The 15,623-nt window shown below is 66.5% G+C and carries 16 protein-coding genes; 12 read left to right on the forward strand and 4 right to left on the reverse strand.

The genetic code is table 11. The features are described 5' to 3' along the window. The first annotated feature begins 77 nt into the window (after window positions 1-77). The 5 genes from H977_RS0111315 to H977_RS0111335 all read left to right on the forward strand — a co-directional run bounded on the left by H977_RS0111315 (window position 78) and on the right by H977_RS0111335 (window position 4,475). Window positions 78-713, forward strand: a complete 636-nt coding sequence (locus H977_RS0111315) for a TetR/AcrR family transcriptional regulator (RefSeq protein WP_353587761.1) — start codon at window positions 78-80, stop codon at window positions 711-713. Between the two features lie 128 nt (window positions 714-841). After that, window positions 842-1,516 carry an Rv1363c family protein gene (locus H977_RS0111320; protein ID WP_029107970.1) on the forward strand — a complete coding sequence of 225 codons (675 nt, stop codon included), beginning with the start codon at window positions 842-844 and terminating at the stop codon, window positions 1,514-1,516. Then, the gene (locus tag H977_RS0111325) at window positions 1,513-2,295 is read left to right on the forward strand and encodes a hypothetical protein (RefSeq protein ID WP_029107971.1); all 783 of its coding nucleotides are present in this window, start codon (window positions 1,513-1,515) and stop codon (window positions 2,293-2,295) included. The genes H977_RS0111320 and H977_RS0111325 overlap by 4 nt, the downstream gene beginning before the upstream one ends. Next, window positions 2,292-3,203: an alpha/beta fold hydrolase gene (locus H977_RS0111330; protein ID WP_029107972.1), complete on the forward strand. Its 912-nt coding sequence runs from the start codon at window positions 2,292-2,294 to the stop codon at window positions 3,201-3,203. The genes H977_RS0111325 and H977_RS0111330 overlap by 4 nt, the downstream gene beginning before the upstream one ends. A 3-nt stretch (window positions 3,204-3,206) precedes the next feature. Then, complete coding sequence (locus H977_RS0111335) at window positions 3,207-4,475, forward strand: WS/DGAT/MGAT family O-acyltransferase (protein ID WP_029107973.1); 1,269 nt, start codon at window positions 3,207-3,209, stop codon at window positions 4,473-4,475. Here H977_RS0111335 and H977_RS0111340 read toward each other — a convergent pair. After that, window positions 4,439-5,074 (reverse strand): TetR/AcrR family transcriptional regulator, encoded by a 636-nt coding sequence (locus tag H977_RS0111340; RefSeq protein WP_029107974.1) that lies wholly within the window; start codon window positions 5,072-5,074, stop codon window positions 4,439-4,441. The genes H977_RS0111335 and H977_RS0111340 overlap by 37 nt on opposite strands. A 24-nt stretch (window positions 5,075-5,098) precedes the next feature. Between H977_RS0111340 and H977_RS0111345 the strand changes: the two genes are divergently transcribed. From H977_RS0111345 to H977_RS0111355, 3 genes are all read left to right on the forward strand, one after another. After that, window positions 5,099-5,863 (forward strand): SDR family NAD(P)-dependent oxidoreductase, encoded by a 765-nt coding sequence (locus H977_RS0111345; protein ID WP_029107975.1) that lies wholly within the window; start codon window positions 5,099-5,101, stop codon window positions 5,861-5,863. Between the two features lie 22 nt (window positions 5,864-5,885). Continuing rightward, window positions 5,886-6,407 carry a DoxX family protein gene (locus H977_RS0111350; RefSeq protein WP_029107976.1) on the forward strand — a complete coding sequence of 174 codons (522 nt, stop codon included), beginning with the start codon at window positions 5,886-5,888 and terminating at the stop codon, window positions 6,405-6,407. 104 nt (window positions 6,408-6,511) lie between these two features. Next, window positions 6,512-8,224, forward strand: a complete 1,713-nt coding sequence (locus H977_RS0111355) for a DUF3556 domain-containing protein (RefSeq protein ID WP_029107977.1) — start codon at window positions 6,512-6,514, stop codon at window positions 8,222-8,224. A gap of 2 nt (window positions 8,225-8,226) precedes the next feature. Here the strand turns inward: H977_RS0111355 and H977_RS0111360 are convergent, their stop codons facing one another. Continuing rightward, complete coding sequence (locus tag H977_RS0111360; protein ID WP_029107978.1) at window positions 8,227-9,018, reverse strand: FadR/GntR family transcriptional regulator; 792 nt, start codon at window positions 9,016-9,018, stop codon at window positions 8,227-8,229. Window positions 9,019-9,210: 192 nt separating this feature from the next. Between H977_RS0111360 and H977_RS0111365 the strand changes: the two genes are divergently transcribed. The 4 genes from H977_RS0111365 to H977_RS0111380 all read left to right on the forward strand — a co-directional run bounded on the left by H977_RS0111365 (window position 9,211) and on the right by H977_RS0111380 (window position 13,303). Continuing rightward, entirely contained in the window at window positions 9,211-10,359 is a 1,149-nt protein-coding gene (locus H977_RS0111365; RefSeq protein ID WP_029107979.1) for a thiolase family protein, read from the forward strand. Continuing rightward, window positions 10,356-11,150, forward strand: coding sequence for a crotonase/enoyl-CoA hydratase family protein (locus H977_RS0111370; RefSeq protein ID WP_029107980.1), 795 nt, complete (start codon window positions 10,356-10,358; stop codon window positions 11,148-11,150). The genes H977_RS0111365 and H977_RS0111370 overlap by 4 nt, the downstream gene beginning before the upstream one ends. Window positions 11,151-11,153: 3 nt before the next feature. Continuing rightward, the gene (locus H977_RS0111375) at window positions 11,154-12,296 is read left to right on the forward strand and encodes an acyl-CoA dehydrogenase family protein (RefSeq protein ID WP_029107981.1); all 1,143 of its coding nucleotides are present in this window, start codon (window positions 11,154-11,156) and stop codon (window positions 12,294-12,296) included. A 134-nt stretch (window positions 12,297-12,430) separates the two neighbouring features. Next, on the forward strand, window positions 12,431-13,303 hold the full coding sequence (locus tag H977_RS0111380) for a type IV toxin-antitoxin system AbiEi family antitoxin domain-containing protein (RefSeq protein ID WP_029107982.1): 873 nt from the start codon (window positions 12,431-12,433) through the stop codon (window positions 13,301-13,303). A gap of 75 nt (window positions 13,304-13,378) precedes the next feature. On the opposite strand, the gene H977_RS0111385 is transcribed toward H977_RS0111380, so the two are convergent. Beyond that, the gene (locus H977_RS0111385) at window positions 13,379-14,086 is read right to left on the reverse strand and encodes a fasciclin domain-containing protein (protein WP_029107983.1); all 708 of its coding nucleotides are present in this window, start codon (window positions 14,084-14,086) and stop codon (window positions 13,379-13,381) included. 156 nt (window positions 14,087-14,242) lie between these two features. Beyond that, window positions 14,243-15,589 (reverse strand): MFS transporter, encoded by a 1,347-nt coding sequence (locus H977_RS0111390; protein WP_029107984.1) that lies wholly within the window; start codon window positions 15,587-15,589, stop codon window positions 14,243-14,245. Between the last annotated feature and the right edge of the window lie 34 nt (window positions 15,590-15,623).

Below are 15,623 nucleotides of genomic sequence, written 5' to 3' on the forward strand. Positions count from 1 at the left end.
CGGGAGGTCACGTTACCCAGGTGCGTTTTCTTCACATCTGCGACCCGTACCGCGTGCCGTTCCTAGAATCGTCAATCGTGCAGATCGAGCCAGGCGCCGAAGCCGACGACGCGATGGCCGATGAGCGCCACGCGATCATCAAGGCAGCCTTCGCCTGCCTGTCCGAGCCTCACACCGGTGCGGTGCCGATCGCTGCGGTGCTGGCTCGGGCCGGATTGTCCACCCGGGCGTTCTATCGGCACTTCGAATCCAAAGACGCGTTGTTCCTGGCCATGCAGGAGAGTTCGGGCAAGTCGCTGGGTCAGCGGCTCGACCAGATCGCCGAAGACGCCGGCGGCGCGCCCGCAGATCAACTGGCGCAGTGGATCGAGGTGTCGTTCGACGTGATACACGAGGCGCGGTTGCGCGGGCGCGCTCTGGTTCTGGATCTGGAAGAAGTCCGATCGGCCAAGGGCTACCAGTCCGTGCAAGAACAGTGGCGCCTCGACCGCGAACGGTCGCTGGCGGCCCTGCTGCTCCGCGGCCGCGACGACGGGTCGTTTCCGCTGACCAGGCCCGAGCAGGATGCCGCGGCGATCCGCGCGGTGGTCAGTCATGAGTTGTCCCGTCTGAGCGCCGACGGTGATTGGGAGCGCGCGTGTGATGCGGCTTTGGACTTTGCGCTGCGTGCGGTGGGGGCGCGAATCGCCTGTCCTGGGTCTGGCAGCGGCTAGGGGGAGTCCGACCGGCCGAGCTGTCCGGGACCGCCGGTACCGCTGGTGACGGTGTGACCGGTGCCACGTACTTTGGACCGCACGCGTGCCGTTGCACGCACCACGTAGGGCCACCGAGGAGCAGATGTATGGCAGACGACAGCGCCGACGCCGAGCCGGTCACCCCGACCGACACCGCGGAGTCGAGCCAGTCCGCCCCTGAGGCCGAGGTTCCAGAACCCGAGGCCGAAACAGAGTCGACCGACGCCGCCGAACCTGAGGCTGAGGAGGCAGAGCGCGCACCCGCAGCGGATGACGCCGCGGCACCGAAGCGGAGTGGCTTCCTGCGCTCGCCGTCTGCGGCGGTCGTCGGCGGTGTGCTGGTCGTCGCGCTCGTGGCACTGACCGGCTGGCTGGGCTACGGCTTCTACCAGGTTCACCACGAACAGCAGCGCCGTTCGATGTTCATGGAGACCGCACGGGAGGGTGCCACCAACCTCACCAGCATCGACTGGGAACACGCCGAGGACAACGTCCAGCGAGTGCTCGACATATCGACCGGACGGTTCTACGACGACTTCGACAAGCGTTCGAAGTCGTTCCTCGAGGTGGTCAAGCAGATCAAGTCGAAGTCGGTCGGCACCGTCACCTCATCGGGGCTGGAGTCCTACTCGGACGACAAGGCGGATGTCCTCGTGTCGGTGACCGTTCGGTCGACGAATGCGGGCGTGCCGGAGCAGGCGCCCCAAGTGTGGCGAATGGTGTTGACAGTGCAGGAAATTGAAGGCAAGGCGAAGGTCTCGAACGTGGAGTTCATCCAGTGAGCGGCCGGCACAAGATGCCGCCGGCCGGGCGTCGCAAGGTCGCCGCGGATCCCGCCCAGAGCACCGAGCAGGACAGCCCCACGGCGGAGACCGTCGAGGTGACGAGCGCCGCGGACGCTGTCGAAACTGAGTCTGTGCCGGCCGAATCCGAGGCCGTGCCCGACACGGAGTCGGTAGCCGAGGACGCGGTCGACACCGGGTCCGAGGACGACAGCGCCGAAAGCGATGCGGACGAGGCCGCCGATGAGCCTGCCGCCGAGGCCGCCGATGAGCCTGCCGAAGCCACGCCGTCGCGGTCCCGGTCACGGGTGAGCCTGGGTGTGGTGCTGGCGGCCATCGCGCTGGTGCTGGCATTGACGTGCGGGGTGTTGCGGTGGCTGACGGTGTCGCAGGATCAAAGCGAGGCGGCCCGAGACGAATCGGTGCAGGCCGCCAAAGAGATCACGGGCCAGATGCTGTCCTATGAGACGGAAACCGTTGATCAGCAGCTCACCGCCGCCCGTGACCGGATGACCGGGGATTTCCGCGGCACCTACACCGCGATGATCAACGAGGTCATCCCCGCGGCACATGCTCAGCAGATCGCGGCCTTCGCCGAGGTGTTGCGGGCCGGGGTGGTGAGCGCGAAGTCCGACCGCGCCGAATTGGTGCTGTTCGTCAACCAGAGCGTTCAGGTGGGAAACCACATGCCGCAGAAGACTCCGTCGGTCGCGCGCGTCACCATGGTCAAAGACGGTGACCGCTGGCTGATGTCCGAGTACGAGCCGGTGCCGCTGTGACCGGGCCACGCTGGATCGATGTAGCCACTCCCGCAGTGCAATTGCGGGCGCTGGTGTGGGGACCGGATGACGGTCCGGTTGCGTTGTGCCTGCACGGCTTTCCCGACACTGCCTACGGCTGGCGCAAGGTGGCGCCTGCGCTGGCAGAGGCGGGCTGGAAAGTGGTGGCGCCGTTCATGCGTGGCTATGTGCCCTCGTCGGTACCCACCGACGGGAGCTATCACATCGGGGCATTGATGGACGACGCGTTGCACGTGTTGCGGGCCGCGGGACCGACCGGCCGCGACATCCTCATCGGGCATGATTGGGGTGCCATCGCGGCAGCGGGTCTGGCCGCCATGCCGGACAACGCGTTCGCCAAGACGGTGATCATGTCCGTGCCGCCGCCTGCGTCGTTCCAGCCGCTGGGCCGGGTGCCCGAGACGGGCAAGTTGATGGCCAGGCTGCCGCGCCAGATGCTGCGCAGCTGGTACATGATGTACTTCCAATTGCCCTGGCTGCCAGACCGTTCCGCGTCCTGGGTGGTGCCCCGGCTGTGGAAGCTGTGGTCACCCGGATACGCCGCGGCCGACGACGTGCGACATGTCGACGCCGCCATCGGCGCACGGGATCGGTGGCGCGCGGCGCTCGGCTACTACCGGGCCACGATTCGTCTCAGCAAGCCCCCGCCGCAGTACGCCGCATTGCACCAGCACTGGCTCTCGCCGCCGTCGGTGCCCACGTTGTACCTGCACGGTGCCGACGATGGCTGCGCGACACCGGATTACGCCCGGTGGGTGCAGAGAGTTCTGCCGCGGGACAGTGCGGTGAGCATCGTCGACGACGCCGGCCACTTTCTGCAGCTCGAACAGCCGGATGTGGTGGCGAAGCACCTGATGGATTTCGTCGGCAGCCCTGCGAGGAGCTGACCGGTGCGCCGGCTGGCCGCAATCGACGCCCAGAACTGGTGGATGTCGGCCAAATTCCCCAACGATCAGTTCCTGCTGTACGGATTCGGCGGTGTGCCGGACGATCTGGACGCCGCGCTGGCCGAGGTGCGCACTCGCGCGCAACGGTGCCCCGATTTGTCCGTACAAGTCCGTGACGACTGCCGGCTGACGTATCCGGCATGGGTACCGCGGCACGTGGGAGACGATCAGTTCGCCAGATACGACAACGAACTGGGCTGGAACGAATGCCTGGACGCCGTCGCCGGCCTGGCCGATCATCAGCTCGATGCCACCCGCACACCCTGGACGTTGCACGTATTCGCCCGGGTCCGTGACGTTCCCGGAGCCGGAGTCGGAGCCGGAGCCGGAACCGGCACCGTCGTCGTCCTGCAGATGGCCCACGCCCTTGCCGACGGCACCCGGGCCTCGGCACTGGCCGCCTGGTTGTTGGGTCGGCCCGGCGACGTCGTGCCGGTGTCCTCTTCGCGGCTGCCGGCCGCGCGGCTGCCATGGCGTGCGGTGCAGGCCGCCCGTACTCACCGGCGGTTGTTGCGCGACACGGCTTCTGGAGCGGTCCCTCCGCAGGCGCCGTCGCGGCCTGTGCTGCGCAGCAACGCCGCGCCGAGCGGGCAGCGCTGGGTGCGCACCATCGTCCGGCGGCGAACTCAGATACCCGGTCCGACGGTGACTGTCGGGGTACTGGCGGCCATCTCCTCGGCGCTGGACGAGCATCTGCGCGAACTCGGTGATGACACCGCCGCTCTCGGCGCCGAGGTGCCGATGGCCAAGCCCGGCGTGCGTCATGCGCACAACCACTTCGGCAACGTCGGCATCGGCTTGTATCCCGAACTGGCGGTAGCCGAGCGCAGCACGCGCATCGCAGCGGACATCGCGGACCGCCGTCGCCGTGCCGCACACCCGGCGATGATCGCGTCCAGCCGGGCGTTCGCCGCCACGCCCGCACCGTTGCTACGTTGGGGGACAGAGCAATTCGATCCGGCGGTGCGCGCGCCCATGGTGACCGGCAACACGGTGGTGTCCAGCGTCAACCGGGGCGACGCCGACCTGCATTTCGGCAATGCGCGAGTGGTGGTGACGGCCGGCTATCCCTCGCTGTCGCTCATGATGGGGCTGACCCACGGGGTGCACGGCATCGGGGAGACCGTGGCGGTCAGCGTGCATGCCGCGCAGTCGGCAATCGGGGACATCGACGCCTACGTCGCCCGGCTGGATGCGGCGCTGGCGGGCTGACCGCGGCGCAGCATCGCGATGCCGACGTCCAGCGCGGACTCCAGGTAACTGAGGTCGCCGGAGGCCAGCATCACGCTGACCCCGCCCTGGATTCCGGCCAGCAGCGCGGCGCCCGTCCGGTCGGCGTCGAGATCGGCCGCCATCTTCCCCTGCGCCTGCATGTGCCGAATGCCCGCGGCGATCTCGTCATGCCATTGCCGCAGCAGGGCGTTGGTGACCGCCTGGGCGCCGGGAGTCGTGCGCCCGATCTCTGACATCAACAGGCTCAGGGGACAGCTCTGGCCTTGGCGGCGATAACGCTCCACCACGGCGTCACGCCACCGCTGCCAGGCCGCCCACGAGGTCAGCTCGCCGAGGTAGGGCTGCTGGTCCTCCAGCACCATCTGGGCTTCGCGTTCGGCGACGGCGAGCAGCAGCTGGTCCTTGCCGTCGGGGAAGTAATGGAACAGCTGACTCTTCGAGGTCTGGGTGTGGGCGCGGATGTCGTCGAGCGTGGTGGCCGCCACGCCGTGACTGCGGATCACCGTGGCGGCGCCCTCGATGATGCGGCGTCGGGTGGCCTCGCCCTTGGCGGTGAGTTTCTGGACTTGCAGGTCCATTTTTAGCGGCCTATACCTGGACTCATGAGTCCAAACACTACGCGCCTGCAAGGTCGCACAGTACTTGTCACAGGATCTACCGGCGGCCTCGGCGTCGCCATCGCCAAAGCGCTGGCGGCCCAGGGTGCCCTCGTCGTCGTCAGCGGTCGCAACAAAGAACGCGGCGATGCCGTCGTCGCCGAGATCCGCTCTGCCGGAGGGCAGGCCGAGTTCGTCGCCGCCGATCTCGGTGCCGGCGGCGACGAGGTTCACCGGCTGGCGCGAGAAGCCGCGGCAGTCGCCGGCGGGCAGATCGACATCTTGGTCAACAACGCCGGGGTGTGGGGGATGCCTGAACCCTCCGGGGAGGTGTCCGAGCAGGCACTGCTCGAGTCGTATCAGACCAACGTCGTCGCACCCTTCCTGCTGACCGGCGCCCTGGTGCCCGCGATGGCCGAGCGTGGGCACGGCGCGGTGGTCAACGTCGGCTCGATCACGGGGTTGATCGGCGGAGACCAGTCGGCGTTGTACTCGTCGACCAAGGCTGCCGTGCACTCGCTGACCAAGTCGTGGGCGGTCGAGTACGGCCCCCGCGGGGTGCGGGTGAACGCGGTGGCTCCCGGGCCGATCGCCACGGAACGCGCGCTGGAGGCCGCTGATCACGTCGCCCCGGTGCTCGCCCGCATTCCGTCCCGCCGCATGAGCACGCCCGAAGAGGTCGCCGCCGCGGTGACATTCCTGGCCGGTGAGGAAGCCGGGAACATCCACGGGGCGATCCTCAGTGTGGATGGGGGCTGGGCGGCGGCTTAACAGATGTCCTACATTCTGTTACATGGCTTCCTACGCTTACGACACTGCGGTCCTGCTCCTGCGCGTGGTGCTCGGCCTCACCATGGCCGCCCATGGCTACAACAAGTTCTTCGGTGGCGGGCGCATCCCGGGCACCGCGGGTTGGTTCGACAGCATCGGCATGAAGCCGGGCATGTTCCACGCCCGGGTCGCGGCGAGCACGGAAGTGGCGGCTGGGCTGGGGTTGGCTTTGGGCCTGCTCACGCCGGTGCCCGCCGCGGGGTTTGTGGCGCTGATGCTGGTGGCGGCCTGGACCGTCCACCGGGCCAACGGATTCTTCATCGTCAAGGAAGGCTGGGAGTACAACCTGATCCTGGCGGTGGCGGCGGTGGCGATCGCCGGCACGGGGGCGGGCCGCTTCAGCCTCGACCATCTGCTGTTCTCCAACTGCGGCTTCTACCACCTGCTGAACGGCTGGTGCGGCATGGCGATCGCGATCGTCCTCGGCCTGGCCGGTGGCATCGGACAGCTGGCGATCTTCTACCGGCCGCCGGTGAAGTCTTGATTTCCCGCTGAGCAGACGCAAACCTGCCCAGTTTCGCTCCAAAAGGGGCAGGTTTGCGTCTGTTCGCGTGAAGCTGGACTAGAACACGTTCTAATCTGTCCGGCATGGGTTTTCTCAAACAGGTATCTCCCGAGATCGACTTCGAGCAGTGGAGCAAGGGCACTCGCGCGGAGAAGATCCGGCCGATGGCGCGGCACTGGGCGGAGGTCGGCTTCGGGACTCCGATTGCGTTGCACCTCTTCTATGTCGTGAAGATCCTGGCGTACATCCTCGGCGCCTGGCTGATCGCCTTGGGCACTCAGGGCGTCGACGGATTCACGAACGTGGCTTCCTGGTATGCCGAGCCGATCGTCTACCAGAAGGTCGTGTTCTACACGATGCTGTTCGAGGTCATCGGCCTCGGCTGCGGCTTCGGCCCACTCAACAACCGGTTCTTCCCGCCCATGGGATCGATCCTGTACTGGTTGCGGCCCAAGACGATTCGCCTGCCACCGTGGCCGAACCGCGTACCGCTTACCAAAGGGGACAGCCGCACCATCGTCGATGTCGTGCTGTACGGGGCCCTGCTGGTGATGCTCGTGGTGGCCCTGGCGTCACAGGGCACCGGCCCCATCCCGGCGCTGGGCAGTCAGATCGGCGTGCTGCCGGTGTGGCAGACCGCCGCGATCATCGGTCTGCTGGCCGTGGCAGGCCTGCGCGACAAGGTGATCTTCCTCGCCGCGCGCGGTGAGGTGTACGGCTCGCTGGCGGTCTGTTTCCTGTTCACCGGTGCGGACATCGTCATCGCGGCCAAGCTGGTGTGCATGGTGATCTGGCTTGGCGCGGCGACCTCCAAGCTCAACAAGCACTTCCCGTTCGTCATCTCGACGATGATGAGCAACAATCCGGTGTTCCGGCCGCGCTGGATCAAGCGGAGGTTCTTCGAGCACTTTCCCGATGACCTCCGGCCGGGATGGCCGTCGCGGTTCCTGGCCCACTTCTCCACTGCCATCGAGGGTTTGGTGCCGTTGGTGCTCTTCTTCTCGCACGGTGGCTGGGCGACCGCCATTGCCGCGTTTGTCATGCTGGTGTTCCACTTCGGCATCCTGAGCTCCATTCCGATGGGCGTGCCGCTGGAGTGGAACGTCTTCATGATGTTCTCGGTGCTGGCGCTGTTCGTCGGGCACTCCGGTATCGGGCTGGGGGATCTCACCAGCCCGTGGCCGCTCGTGTTGTTCGCGGTGGTCGCAGGCATTGTCGTGCTGGGAAACCTGTTCCCGCGCAAGGTCTCGTTCCTGCCCGGCATGCGGTACTACGCCGGTAACTGGGACACTTCGCTGTGGTGCGTGAAGCCGTCGGCCGCCGAGAAGATCGAGAAGCACATCGTCGCGATTGCCAGCATGCCCGCCGCGCAGATGGAGCGGTACTACGGCAGCCCGGAGACCGCCCAGATGTATCTGTACATGGGATATGCGTTCCGCGGCTTCAACTCTCACGGCCGGGCCCTGTTCACCCTGGCGCACCGGGCGATGACGGGCCAGAACGAGGAGGACTACGTACTGACCGACGGGGAGCGCATCGTCTCCACGGCCATCGGCTGGAACTTCGGCGACGGGCACATGAGCAATGAGCAGTTGGTGGCGGCCCTGCAGAAGCGGTGCCATTTCGAGCCGGGGGAAGTCCGCATCGTCATGCTCGACGCCCAGCCGATCCAGCGTCAGACCCAGCAGTACCGGCTCGTCGACGCGGCCACCGGTGAGTTCGAGCGGGGGTACGTCAAGGTGTCCGACATGGTGACCAGGCAGCCCTGGGACGACGAACTACCGGTCTACACCTAGTCTCAGCGCATCACGTCGCGCACCTTGACGCTCTCGATGTCCTTCAACATCAGGATGCGCGCGGTGTCGAGGTGTTTGCGCCAGTGCGCTTCGGCGGCGTCGCCGTCGCCGGAGCGGATGATCTGAATCAGCTTGCGATAGGACCGCATCAGCTTGTCGAAGTCAGTTTTCGACACCGGCCGGCGCTCCTTGAACAGGAAGGCGTGGTGGCGCACGGTGATCTCGTGCAGCATGCCGGCGATGATGCCGAGCGTGGCATTGCCCGACAGCTCGACGACGCGGCGGTGAAAGTCGCCGGTGGTCTCGGCCAGCCTGTCCGACTGGTAGTCCGTCGGGATGTGCTCGTCGAGCATCCGCTCCAGCTCGGCGAAGGCCGCCTCGTCGCCCTTTTCGGCGAGCAGGCGGGCGGCCATCGGCTCGATCGCCGCCCTGCCCACCAGGAGGTCGGCGATATCGGCACCGGACAGTTCGAGCAGCAGGCCGGCCGGGCGCGCGACGATCTCGGGGCCCGGCACCCGGACCCGGGCGCCGGTGCGCGAGCCACGGCGGACCTCGACCAGACGCTCGGACTCCAGAACCCGCACGGCCTCGCGCAGCGTTGGCCTGCTGACGCCGAAATGCTCCATGAGCTCGGCTTCGTTGGGCAGGAAGTCGCCCTCTTTGAGCTGGCCGTCGACCACCATGCGCCGTAAAGTGCCCGCGACGAGCTCGGCCGTCTTCGGAGAGCGGACCGGCGCCTGCGGGGCTATCGCGTCGGGGCCGATCATCGGCGCCAGTGGTGTGGTTCGAGCCACCAGACACTCCCAGGTAGGACAACTTCATGCCGACCGGACGGTCAGCTGTACAACTCAGTAAACCATCTGTCTGCCACAGGAACGGAACATCGGCATCTACCAACCAGTAGGTTGACCTAGTAAACCTACTGGTCTATTTTCACCTCGAGTGCCTCGTTGAGGTCGCACCACCCACCCTTCAAAGGAGAAGTCATGGCTGAAGCCGTCATCGTCGAGGCTGTCCGGTCACCTGTCGGGAAGCGCAACGGCGCTCTCTCGGGTGTGCATCCGTCGGAGCTGTCGGCCCAGGTGCTCAACGGACTGGTGCAGCGCGCCGGGATCGACCCCGCCCTCGTCGACGACGTCATCTGGGGCTGCGTCATGCAGGCGGGTGAGCAGGCGCTCGACATCGCCCGCACCGCCCTGCTGACCGCGGGTTGGCCAGAGACTGTCCCCGGTGTGACCGTCGACCGCCAGTGCGGTTCCAGCCAGCAGTCCCTGCACTTCGCCGTCGCCGGCGTCATCGCCGGGCACTACGACGTCGTCGTGGCCGGTGGGGTCGAGTCGATGTCACGCACCCCGATGGGATCCTCGCTGGCCAGCGGCGGACACCCCTACCCGGAGGCGTTCCGGGAACGCTACGACCACAAGACCCCCAACCAGGGTGTCGGCGCCGAGATGATCGCCGAGCAGTGGGGCCTGTCGCGCACCCAGCTCGACGAGTTCTCCCTGCGGTCGCACGAAAAGGCCGCGGCCGCACAGGATGCCGGTGCGTTCAAGGACCAGATCGTGGGCATCAAAGACCAAGACGGCAACGTCGTCTTGGAAGACGGCGGCATCCGCCGCGGCGGCACAGTCGAGTCCATGGCCGCCATCAAGCCGGCCTTCAAGGAGGACGGTGTGATCCACGCCGGTAACTCCAGCCAGATCTCCGACGGCTCGGCCGCACTGCTGGTCATGTCAGCCGACAAGGCAAAAGACCTGGGGCTCAAGCCACTTGCCAAGGTGCACACCGCGGTGCTCGCCGGCGCCGACCCGGTCATCATGCTGACCGCGCCGATCCCTGCCACCCAGAAGGCGCTGGCCAAGTCCGGCCTGACCGTCGACCAGATCGGCGTGTTCGAGGTCAACGAGGCGTTCGCCCCGGTTCCGATGGCCTGGCTCAAGGACATCGGCGCCGACGAGGAGCGGCTCAACCCCAACGGCGGTGCGATCGCTCTGGGCCATCCGCTCGGCGGCTCCGGTGCCCGTATCCTGACCACCCTGCTGTACCACATGCGGGACAACAACATTCAGTACGGCCTGCAGACCATGTGCGAAGGTGGCGGCCAGGCCAACGCGACCATTCTGGAGCTCCTGTGACCGACAACCAGCCCGGTGCGCTCGTAGAGAAGCGCGGCAACGTCTTGCTCATCACGATCAACCGGCCCGAGGCGCGCAACGCGATCAACGCCTCGGTCAGCATCGCCGTCGGCGACGCGCTGGAGCAGGCCCAGAATGATCCCGAGATCCGTGTCGTCGTGCTCACCGGCTCGGGTGACAAATCCTTCTGCGCCGGCGCCGATCTGAAGGCGATCTCGCGCGGGGAGAATCTCTTTCACCCCGAGCATCCGGAATACGGATTCGCCGGCTACGTCAGCCATTTCATCGACAAGCCGACCATCGCCGCGGTCAACGGCACTGCCCTGGGTGGCGGCACCGAGCTGGCCCTGGCCAGCGATCTGATCGTCGCCGAGGAGAGCGCCAAATTCGGTCTGCCCGAGGTGAAGCGCGGCCTGATCGCCGGTGCCGGTGGCGTGTTCCGCATCGCCGAGCAGCTGCCCCGCAAGGTGGCCAACGAGTTGTTGTTCACCGGTGAGCCGATGCCATCGGCCGACGCGCTGCGATGGGGCCTGATCAACCAGGTCGTGCCGGACGGCACCGTCGTGGACGCCGCACTCAAGCTGGCCGAACGGATCACGGGCAACGCACCGCTGGCTGTGCAGGCCAGCAAGCGGGTTGCCTATGGCGCCGACGAGGGCGTCATCACCGGCGACAAGGACGGCTGGAAGCGCACCAACCGCGAGTTCAGCACCCTGCTGCAGACCGAGGACGCCAAGGAAGGGCCGCTGGCCTTCGCCCAGAAGCGTGAACCTGTTTGGAAGGCAAAGTAAGTCATGAAGCGGACGATCTACACCGCGGAGCACGAGGCGTTCCGCGACACGGTCAAGGAGTACATCGAGCGTGAGCTCGTGCCCAACTCCGAGAAGTGGGAGACCGAGCGCATCGTCGACCGATCGGCGTACACCGCCGCGGGCAAGTACGGCGTCATCGGTTTCAACATGCCCGAGGAATTCGGCGGCGGCGGTTCGGACGATTTCCGGTTCAACGCCATCATCGACGAGGAGATCGCCAAGGCCGGCGTGCACGGCCCGGCGCTGAGCCTGCACAACGATGTCGTCGGTCCGTACTTCAAGGACCTCACCAACGACGAGCAGAAGAAGCGCTGGCTGCCCGGCATCGCCAGCGGCGAGACGATCATCGCGGTCGCGATGACCGAACCCGGCGCGGGTAGCGATCTGGCCGGCATCCGCACCTCGGCGGTGCGCGACGGTGACGACTGGATCATCAACGGGGCCAAGACATTCATCTCGTCGGGCATCAACTGCGACCTGTGCGTCGTGGTGGCCCGAACCGACCCGGAGGCCGGGCACAAGGGCTTCACGTTGTTCGTGGTGGAGCGGGGGATGGAGGGCTTCACCCGCGGTCGCAAGCTCGACAAGATGGGCCTGCACAGTCAGGACACCTCGGAGCTGAACTTCGAGAACGTGCGCGTGCCGGGCGCCAACCTGCTGGGCAAGGAAGGTCGCGGTTTCTACCACCTGATGACCAACCTGCCGTCGGAGCGGCTCTCGATCGCCATCTCGGCGATTTACGGCGCGCGGGCGGTCTTCCAGGAGACGCTGCAATACGCCAAGGACCGCAAGGCATTTGGTCAGCCCATCGGCAGCTTCCAGCACAACCGGTTCCTGCTCGCCGAGATGGAGACCGAGCTGGAGGTCACCGAGACCTACATCGACCGCTGCCTGCAGGGCGTGGTCGACGGTGAGCTCACCGCGGTCGAAGCCGCCAAGGCCAAGTGGTGGGCGACCGAGGTCGCCAAGAAGGTCATCGACAACTGCGTGCAGCTGCACGGCGGCTACGGCTACATGATGGAGTACCGGGTCGCCCGCGCCTACGTGGACGGACGTATCCAGACGATCTTCGGTGGCACCACCGAGATCATGAAGGAAATCATCGGCCGGGAGCTCGGCGTCTAGTTCTCTCGCGAGCAGACACAAAACTGTCCCTTTTCACGTGAAAAGGGACAGTTTTGTGTCTGCTCACCGGGTTATCCACAGGCCTCGAAGACAAATGGTGGCGGCTCGCGGATTGCCCGCAAACAATCACGGGCATGACGCTCGACGAAGTGTTCGCTCTCAACAACGGCGTCGCGACAACGAATCAGCTGCTTGCCGTGATGACGTACCGGACACTTGCGCGGCGGGTCCGCGCCGGTGAGATCGTCCGGCTGTGGCATGGCGTCTATTCGTGGGGGCCGCCTGATACGACTCGGCGGATCCGTGCGCTGGATCTGGTGTCGGGGATTCCGATTGTGGGCTGTCTGGGCACCGCCGCCCAGTTTTACGGCTTCGACACCGAGAACACGGTTCGGACCCACATCCTCGACCCGGGGGTACGCATGAGACCGTCACCAGACCTCATGGTGCATCAACGAATTGGCGCTCCGCTCAAGAAGATCGATGGCCGACTGCTGACGGCGCCGGCTTGGACTGCCATCGAGTTGGCGCGGACGTTACGGCGTCCACGCGCTCTGGCCACGCTCGACGCCGCGCTGCGCACCGGCACTTGCACTCGGGTCGAACTCGAGCATGCCCTCAAGGATCAGCACGGCCGCCGCGGCGTGGTGAAGGTTCGCGAACTGCTGGATTACGCTGACGCCAGGGCGGAGTCGCCGATGGAGTCCGAGATGAGGCTGGTCTTCATCGATTGGGGCCTGCCTACTCCGGAACTGCAGTACGAGATCGTCGACCGCCACGGACAACTGTGGCGGGTGGATTTCGCCTGGCCCGACCACCGCGTCGCGGCCGAATACGACAGCATGGACTGGCACGCGAATCCTATTGCAGTCAAACATGACCGGATGAAGTCAGCCCGGTTGCAGGAGATCGACTGGACCAGTGTGCCGGCTGTGGTCGACGATGTCCGGCGGTATCCGGCTGAACTGTGTTCTCGAATCAGGACTCACCTCGAGGCTGCCGCCTGATTGACCCTGAGCAGACAGAAAACTGTCCCTTTCCAGGTGAAAAGGGACAGTTTTGTGTCTGCTCAGCGAAAGAAATCAGCCGATCGGCGCGTCGGCAGCCGGAGTGGCTTCCGGGGCCTTCGTCGTGGTCGTGGTGCTGGTGCCCGAGACGGTCGGCACGAGGGCCTCCGGCGGGCTGTTGGGATCGAGCACGCTGTCGATCATGTAGATCCGGGCGTTCTGCGCCTGGATGGGACCGCAGACCAGCTTCGCGGTGTCGTTGACCTTGATGTCGCCACCCTTGCCGGTCACCTTGACCTCGGCGCCCTGCTGGGTGGGCCGCTGCCCCTTGACGTCATCGGGGCCGAGCAGGCCCAGGAACGCGTGGTAGTAGTCCAGGCTGGTGAGCGCGGCCGGATCGGCCTTGAGCGCGTCGAGCTTGCCGGGCTCCATCGCGGCGAACGCGTCATTGGTCGGCGCGAAGATCACGTACGGGCCGTTGTCGAGCACCGGCACGATGTTGACGGCCGGGTTCATGCCGCCGGACAGCGCGGCGTTGAAGGTGCTGATGTCCGGGATGCTGGCCAGAACCTTGCCTGCCGGCAGATCCGCGAGGCTCTTCCAATCCGGCATGGCCTTCTTGAAGTTGTCGCAGCCCGAGCCCTGCGGGTCGGGGATCTCCACGACCGGGGCGGTGGTCGTCGTCGGCGCCGGGTCGGCGTAGGCGGTGACCGCCAACGGCAGCGACGCCGTCATGGCGGCGACGGCCGCAGCAACGCCCAGTGTCTTGGTGCGAGTCTTCATTGGTGGGTCTTCCTCCCGCTCATGCCTAGCCTTTATTCGTCGGCTGCCGGTGACGCGTTACGCGAATCTTCCGCGCGACTATGGCGAGCGACCGCGAGCACCACCGACTCGGCGTTCCCCGCGGCGCCGCATCGGATCGTAAGCGCTACGTTGTGGTTACGGCAAAGCCGCCCTGTCCAGGCTGTCTGCTTCGAGGCTTGTGACCTGCGCTTTTCGGATACTGAGACAAAGCACGGCGGCGACGAAACACAGCCCGGCGGCCAATCGGAAGGCCAGGTCGTAGTTGCCGTTCAGATCCCGCAGCCACCCCGCGCCCGCCGCCGCGATGGCCGCGCCGACCTGGTGGGAGGCGAACACCCAGCCGAACACCACCGGCGAACGATCCCCGAAGTAGTCGCGGCACAGCACGATCGTCGGCGGCACGGTGGCCACCCAGTCCAGGCCGTAGAAGATAACGAACACCCAGGTGCTCGGTTCGGCGTGCGGGGAGAGCAGTGACGGCAACAGGATCAGTGACAGGCCGCGGCCCGCGTAGTAGACCAGCAGCAGCAGCCGGGGGTCCACGCGGTCGGTGAGCCAGCCGGAGAACACCGTCCCCATGACGTCGAGAATGCCGATGGTGGCGAGCAGCCCTGCGGCGACCGTCGTCGGCATGCCGTGGTCGTTGGCAGCCGGGATGAAATGCGTGCCGATCAGACCGTTGGTGGTCATCCCACAGATCGCGAAGCTGCCGGCCAGCAGCCAGAACACGCGGGTCCGCGCGCCGATGCGCAGGCCGTCGAGGGCCGTCGTGAAGCCGCCCGCCGGCGCCGGGGCCGGTGGGACGAGTTGAGTTGCCCCGTAGGGGGCCAGACCCAGGTCGGCGGGGCGGTTGCGCATGAAGAGCGCGACGAGCGGGACGACGGCCAGTGAGGCAGCCGCGACGATCAACGACGCGCAGCGCCAGCCGTGCTGCGTGGTGACAGCCGCGACCACCGGCAGGAACAGCAGTTGACCGGTGGCGCTGGCGGCGGTGAGCACACCGGTGACCAGTCCGCGGCGCTGTTCGAACCAGCGGGTGGCGATGGTCGCCACGAATCCCATCGAAATCGACCCGGTGCCGATCCCGACCAGGACGCCCCACAGCAGCACCAACTGCCAACTGGCTGTCATCGCGATGCTGCAGGCCGAACCCGTCGCGATCAGCAGCAGCGACACGGTCAGCACCGGCCGGACCCCGAATCGTTCCATGAGTGCGGCGGCGAACGGCGCGGTGAGCCCGTACAACATCATGTTGACCGACATCGCCAGCCCAACCGTGCCGTGCGACCAGCCGAACTCGTGATGCAGCGGATTCATCATCACGCCCGGAATGGACCGGAACCCGGCCGCGCCCAGGATCGCCACGAAGCTCACCGTGGCGACCACCCACGCCCAGTGGATGCCCAAGCGCGTCGGGTTCGGGTTGGAGGCGAGTGTCACCCGACCACCTTCGCCGAGGAGAGCCGTCGGTACCAGTGGCATAAACGACAGCAACCGTCAAAAACGTGCCACACTG

Source organism: Mycobacterium sp. URHD0025 (genome assembly GCF_000426065.1).
Taxonomy (GTDB): Bacteria; Actinomycetota; Actinomycetes; order Mycobacteriales; family Mycobacteriaceae; genus Mycobacterium.

Bases quoted from the DNA above. Each gene is read 5' to 3' on its own strand.
- H977_RS0111345 (WP_029107975.1), top strand. From the start codon at position 5,099: ATGAGTCCAAACACTACGCGCCTGCAAGGTCGCACAGTACTTGTCACA.
- H977_RS0111320 (WP_029107970.1), top strand. From the start codon at position 842: ATGGCAGACGACAGCGCCGACGCCGAGCCGGTCACCCCGACCGACACC.
- H977_RS0111350 (WP_029107976.1), top strand. From the start codon at position 5,886: ATGGCTTCCTACGCTTACGACACTGCGGTCCTGCTCCTGCGCGTGGTG.
- H977_RS0111355 (WP_029107977.1), top strand. From the start codon at position 6,512: ATGGGTTTTCTCAAACAGGTATCTCCCGAGATCGACTTCGAGCAGTGG.
- H977_RS0111340 (WP_029107974.1), bottom strand. From the start codon at position 5,074: ATGGACCTGCAAGTCCAGAAACTCACCGCCAAGGGCGAGGCCACCCGA.
- H977_RS0111385 (WP_029107983.1), bottom strand. From the start codon at position 14,086: ATGAAGACTCGCACCAAGACACTGGGCGTTGCTGCGGCCGTCGCCGCC.
- H977_RS0111380 (WP_029107982.1), top strand. From the start codon at position 12,431: ATGACGCTCGACGAAGTGTTCGCTCTCAACAACGGCGTCGCGACAACG.
- H977_RS0111390 (WP_029107984.1), bottom strand. From the start codon at position 15,589: ATGCCACTGGTACCGACGGCTCTCCTCGGCGAAGGTGGTCGGGTGACA.
- H977_RS0111365 (WP_029107979.1), top strand. From the start codon at position 9,211: ATGGCTGAAGCCGTCATCGTCGAGGCTGTCCGGTCACCTGTCGGGAAG.
- H977_RS0111375 (WP_029107981.1), top strand. From the start codon at position 11,154: ATGAAGCGGACGATCTACACCGCGGAGCACGAGGCGTTCCGCGACACG.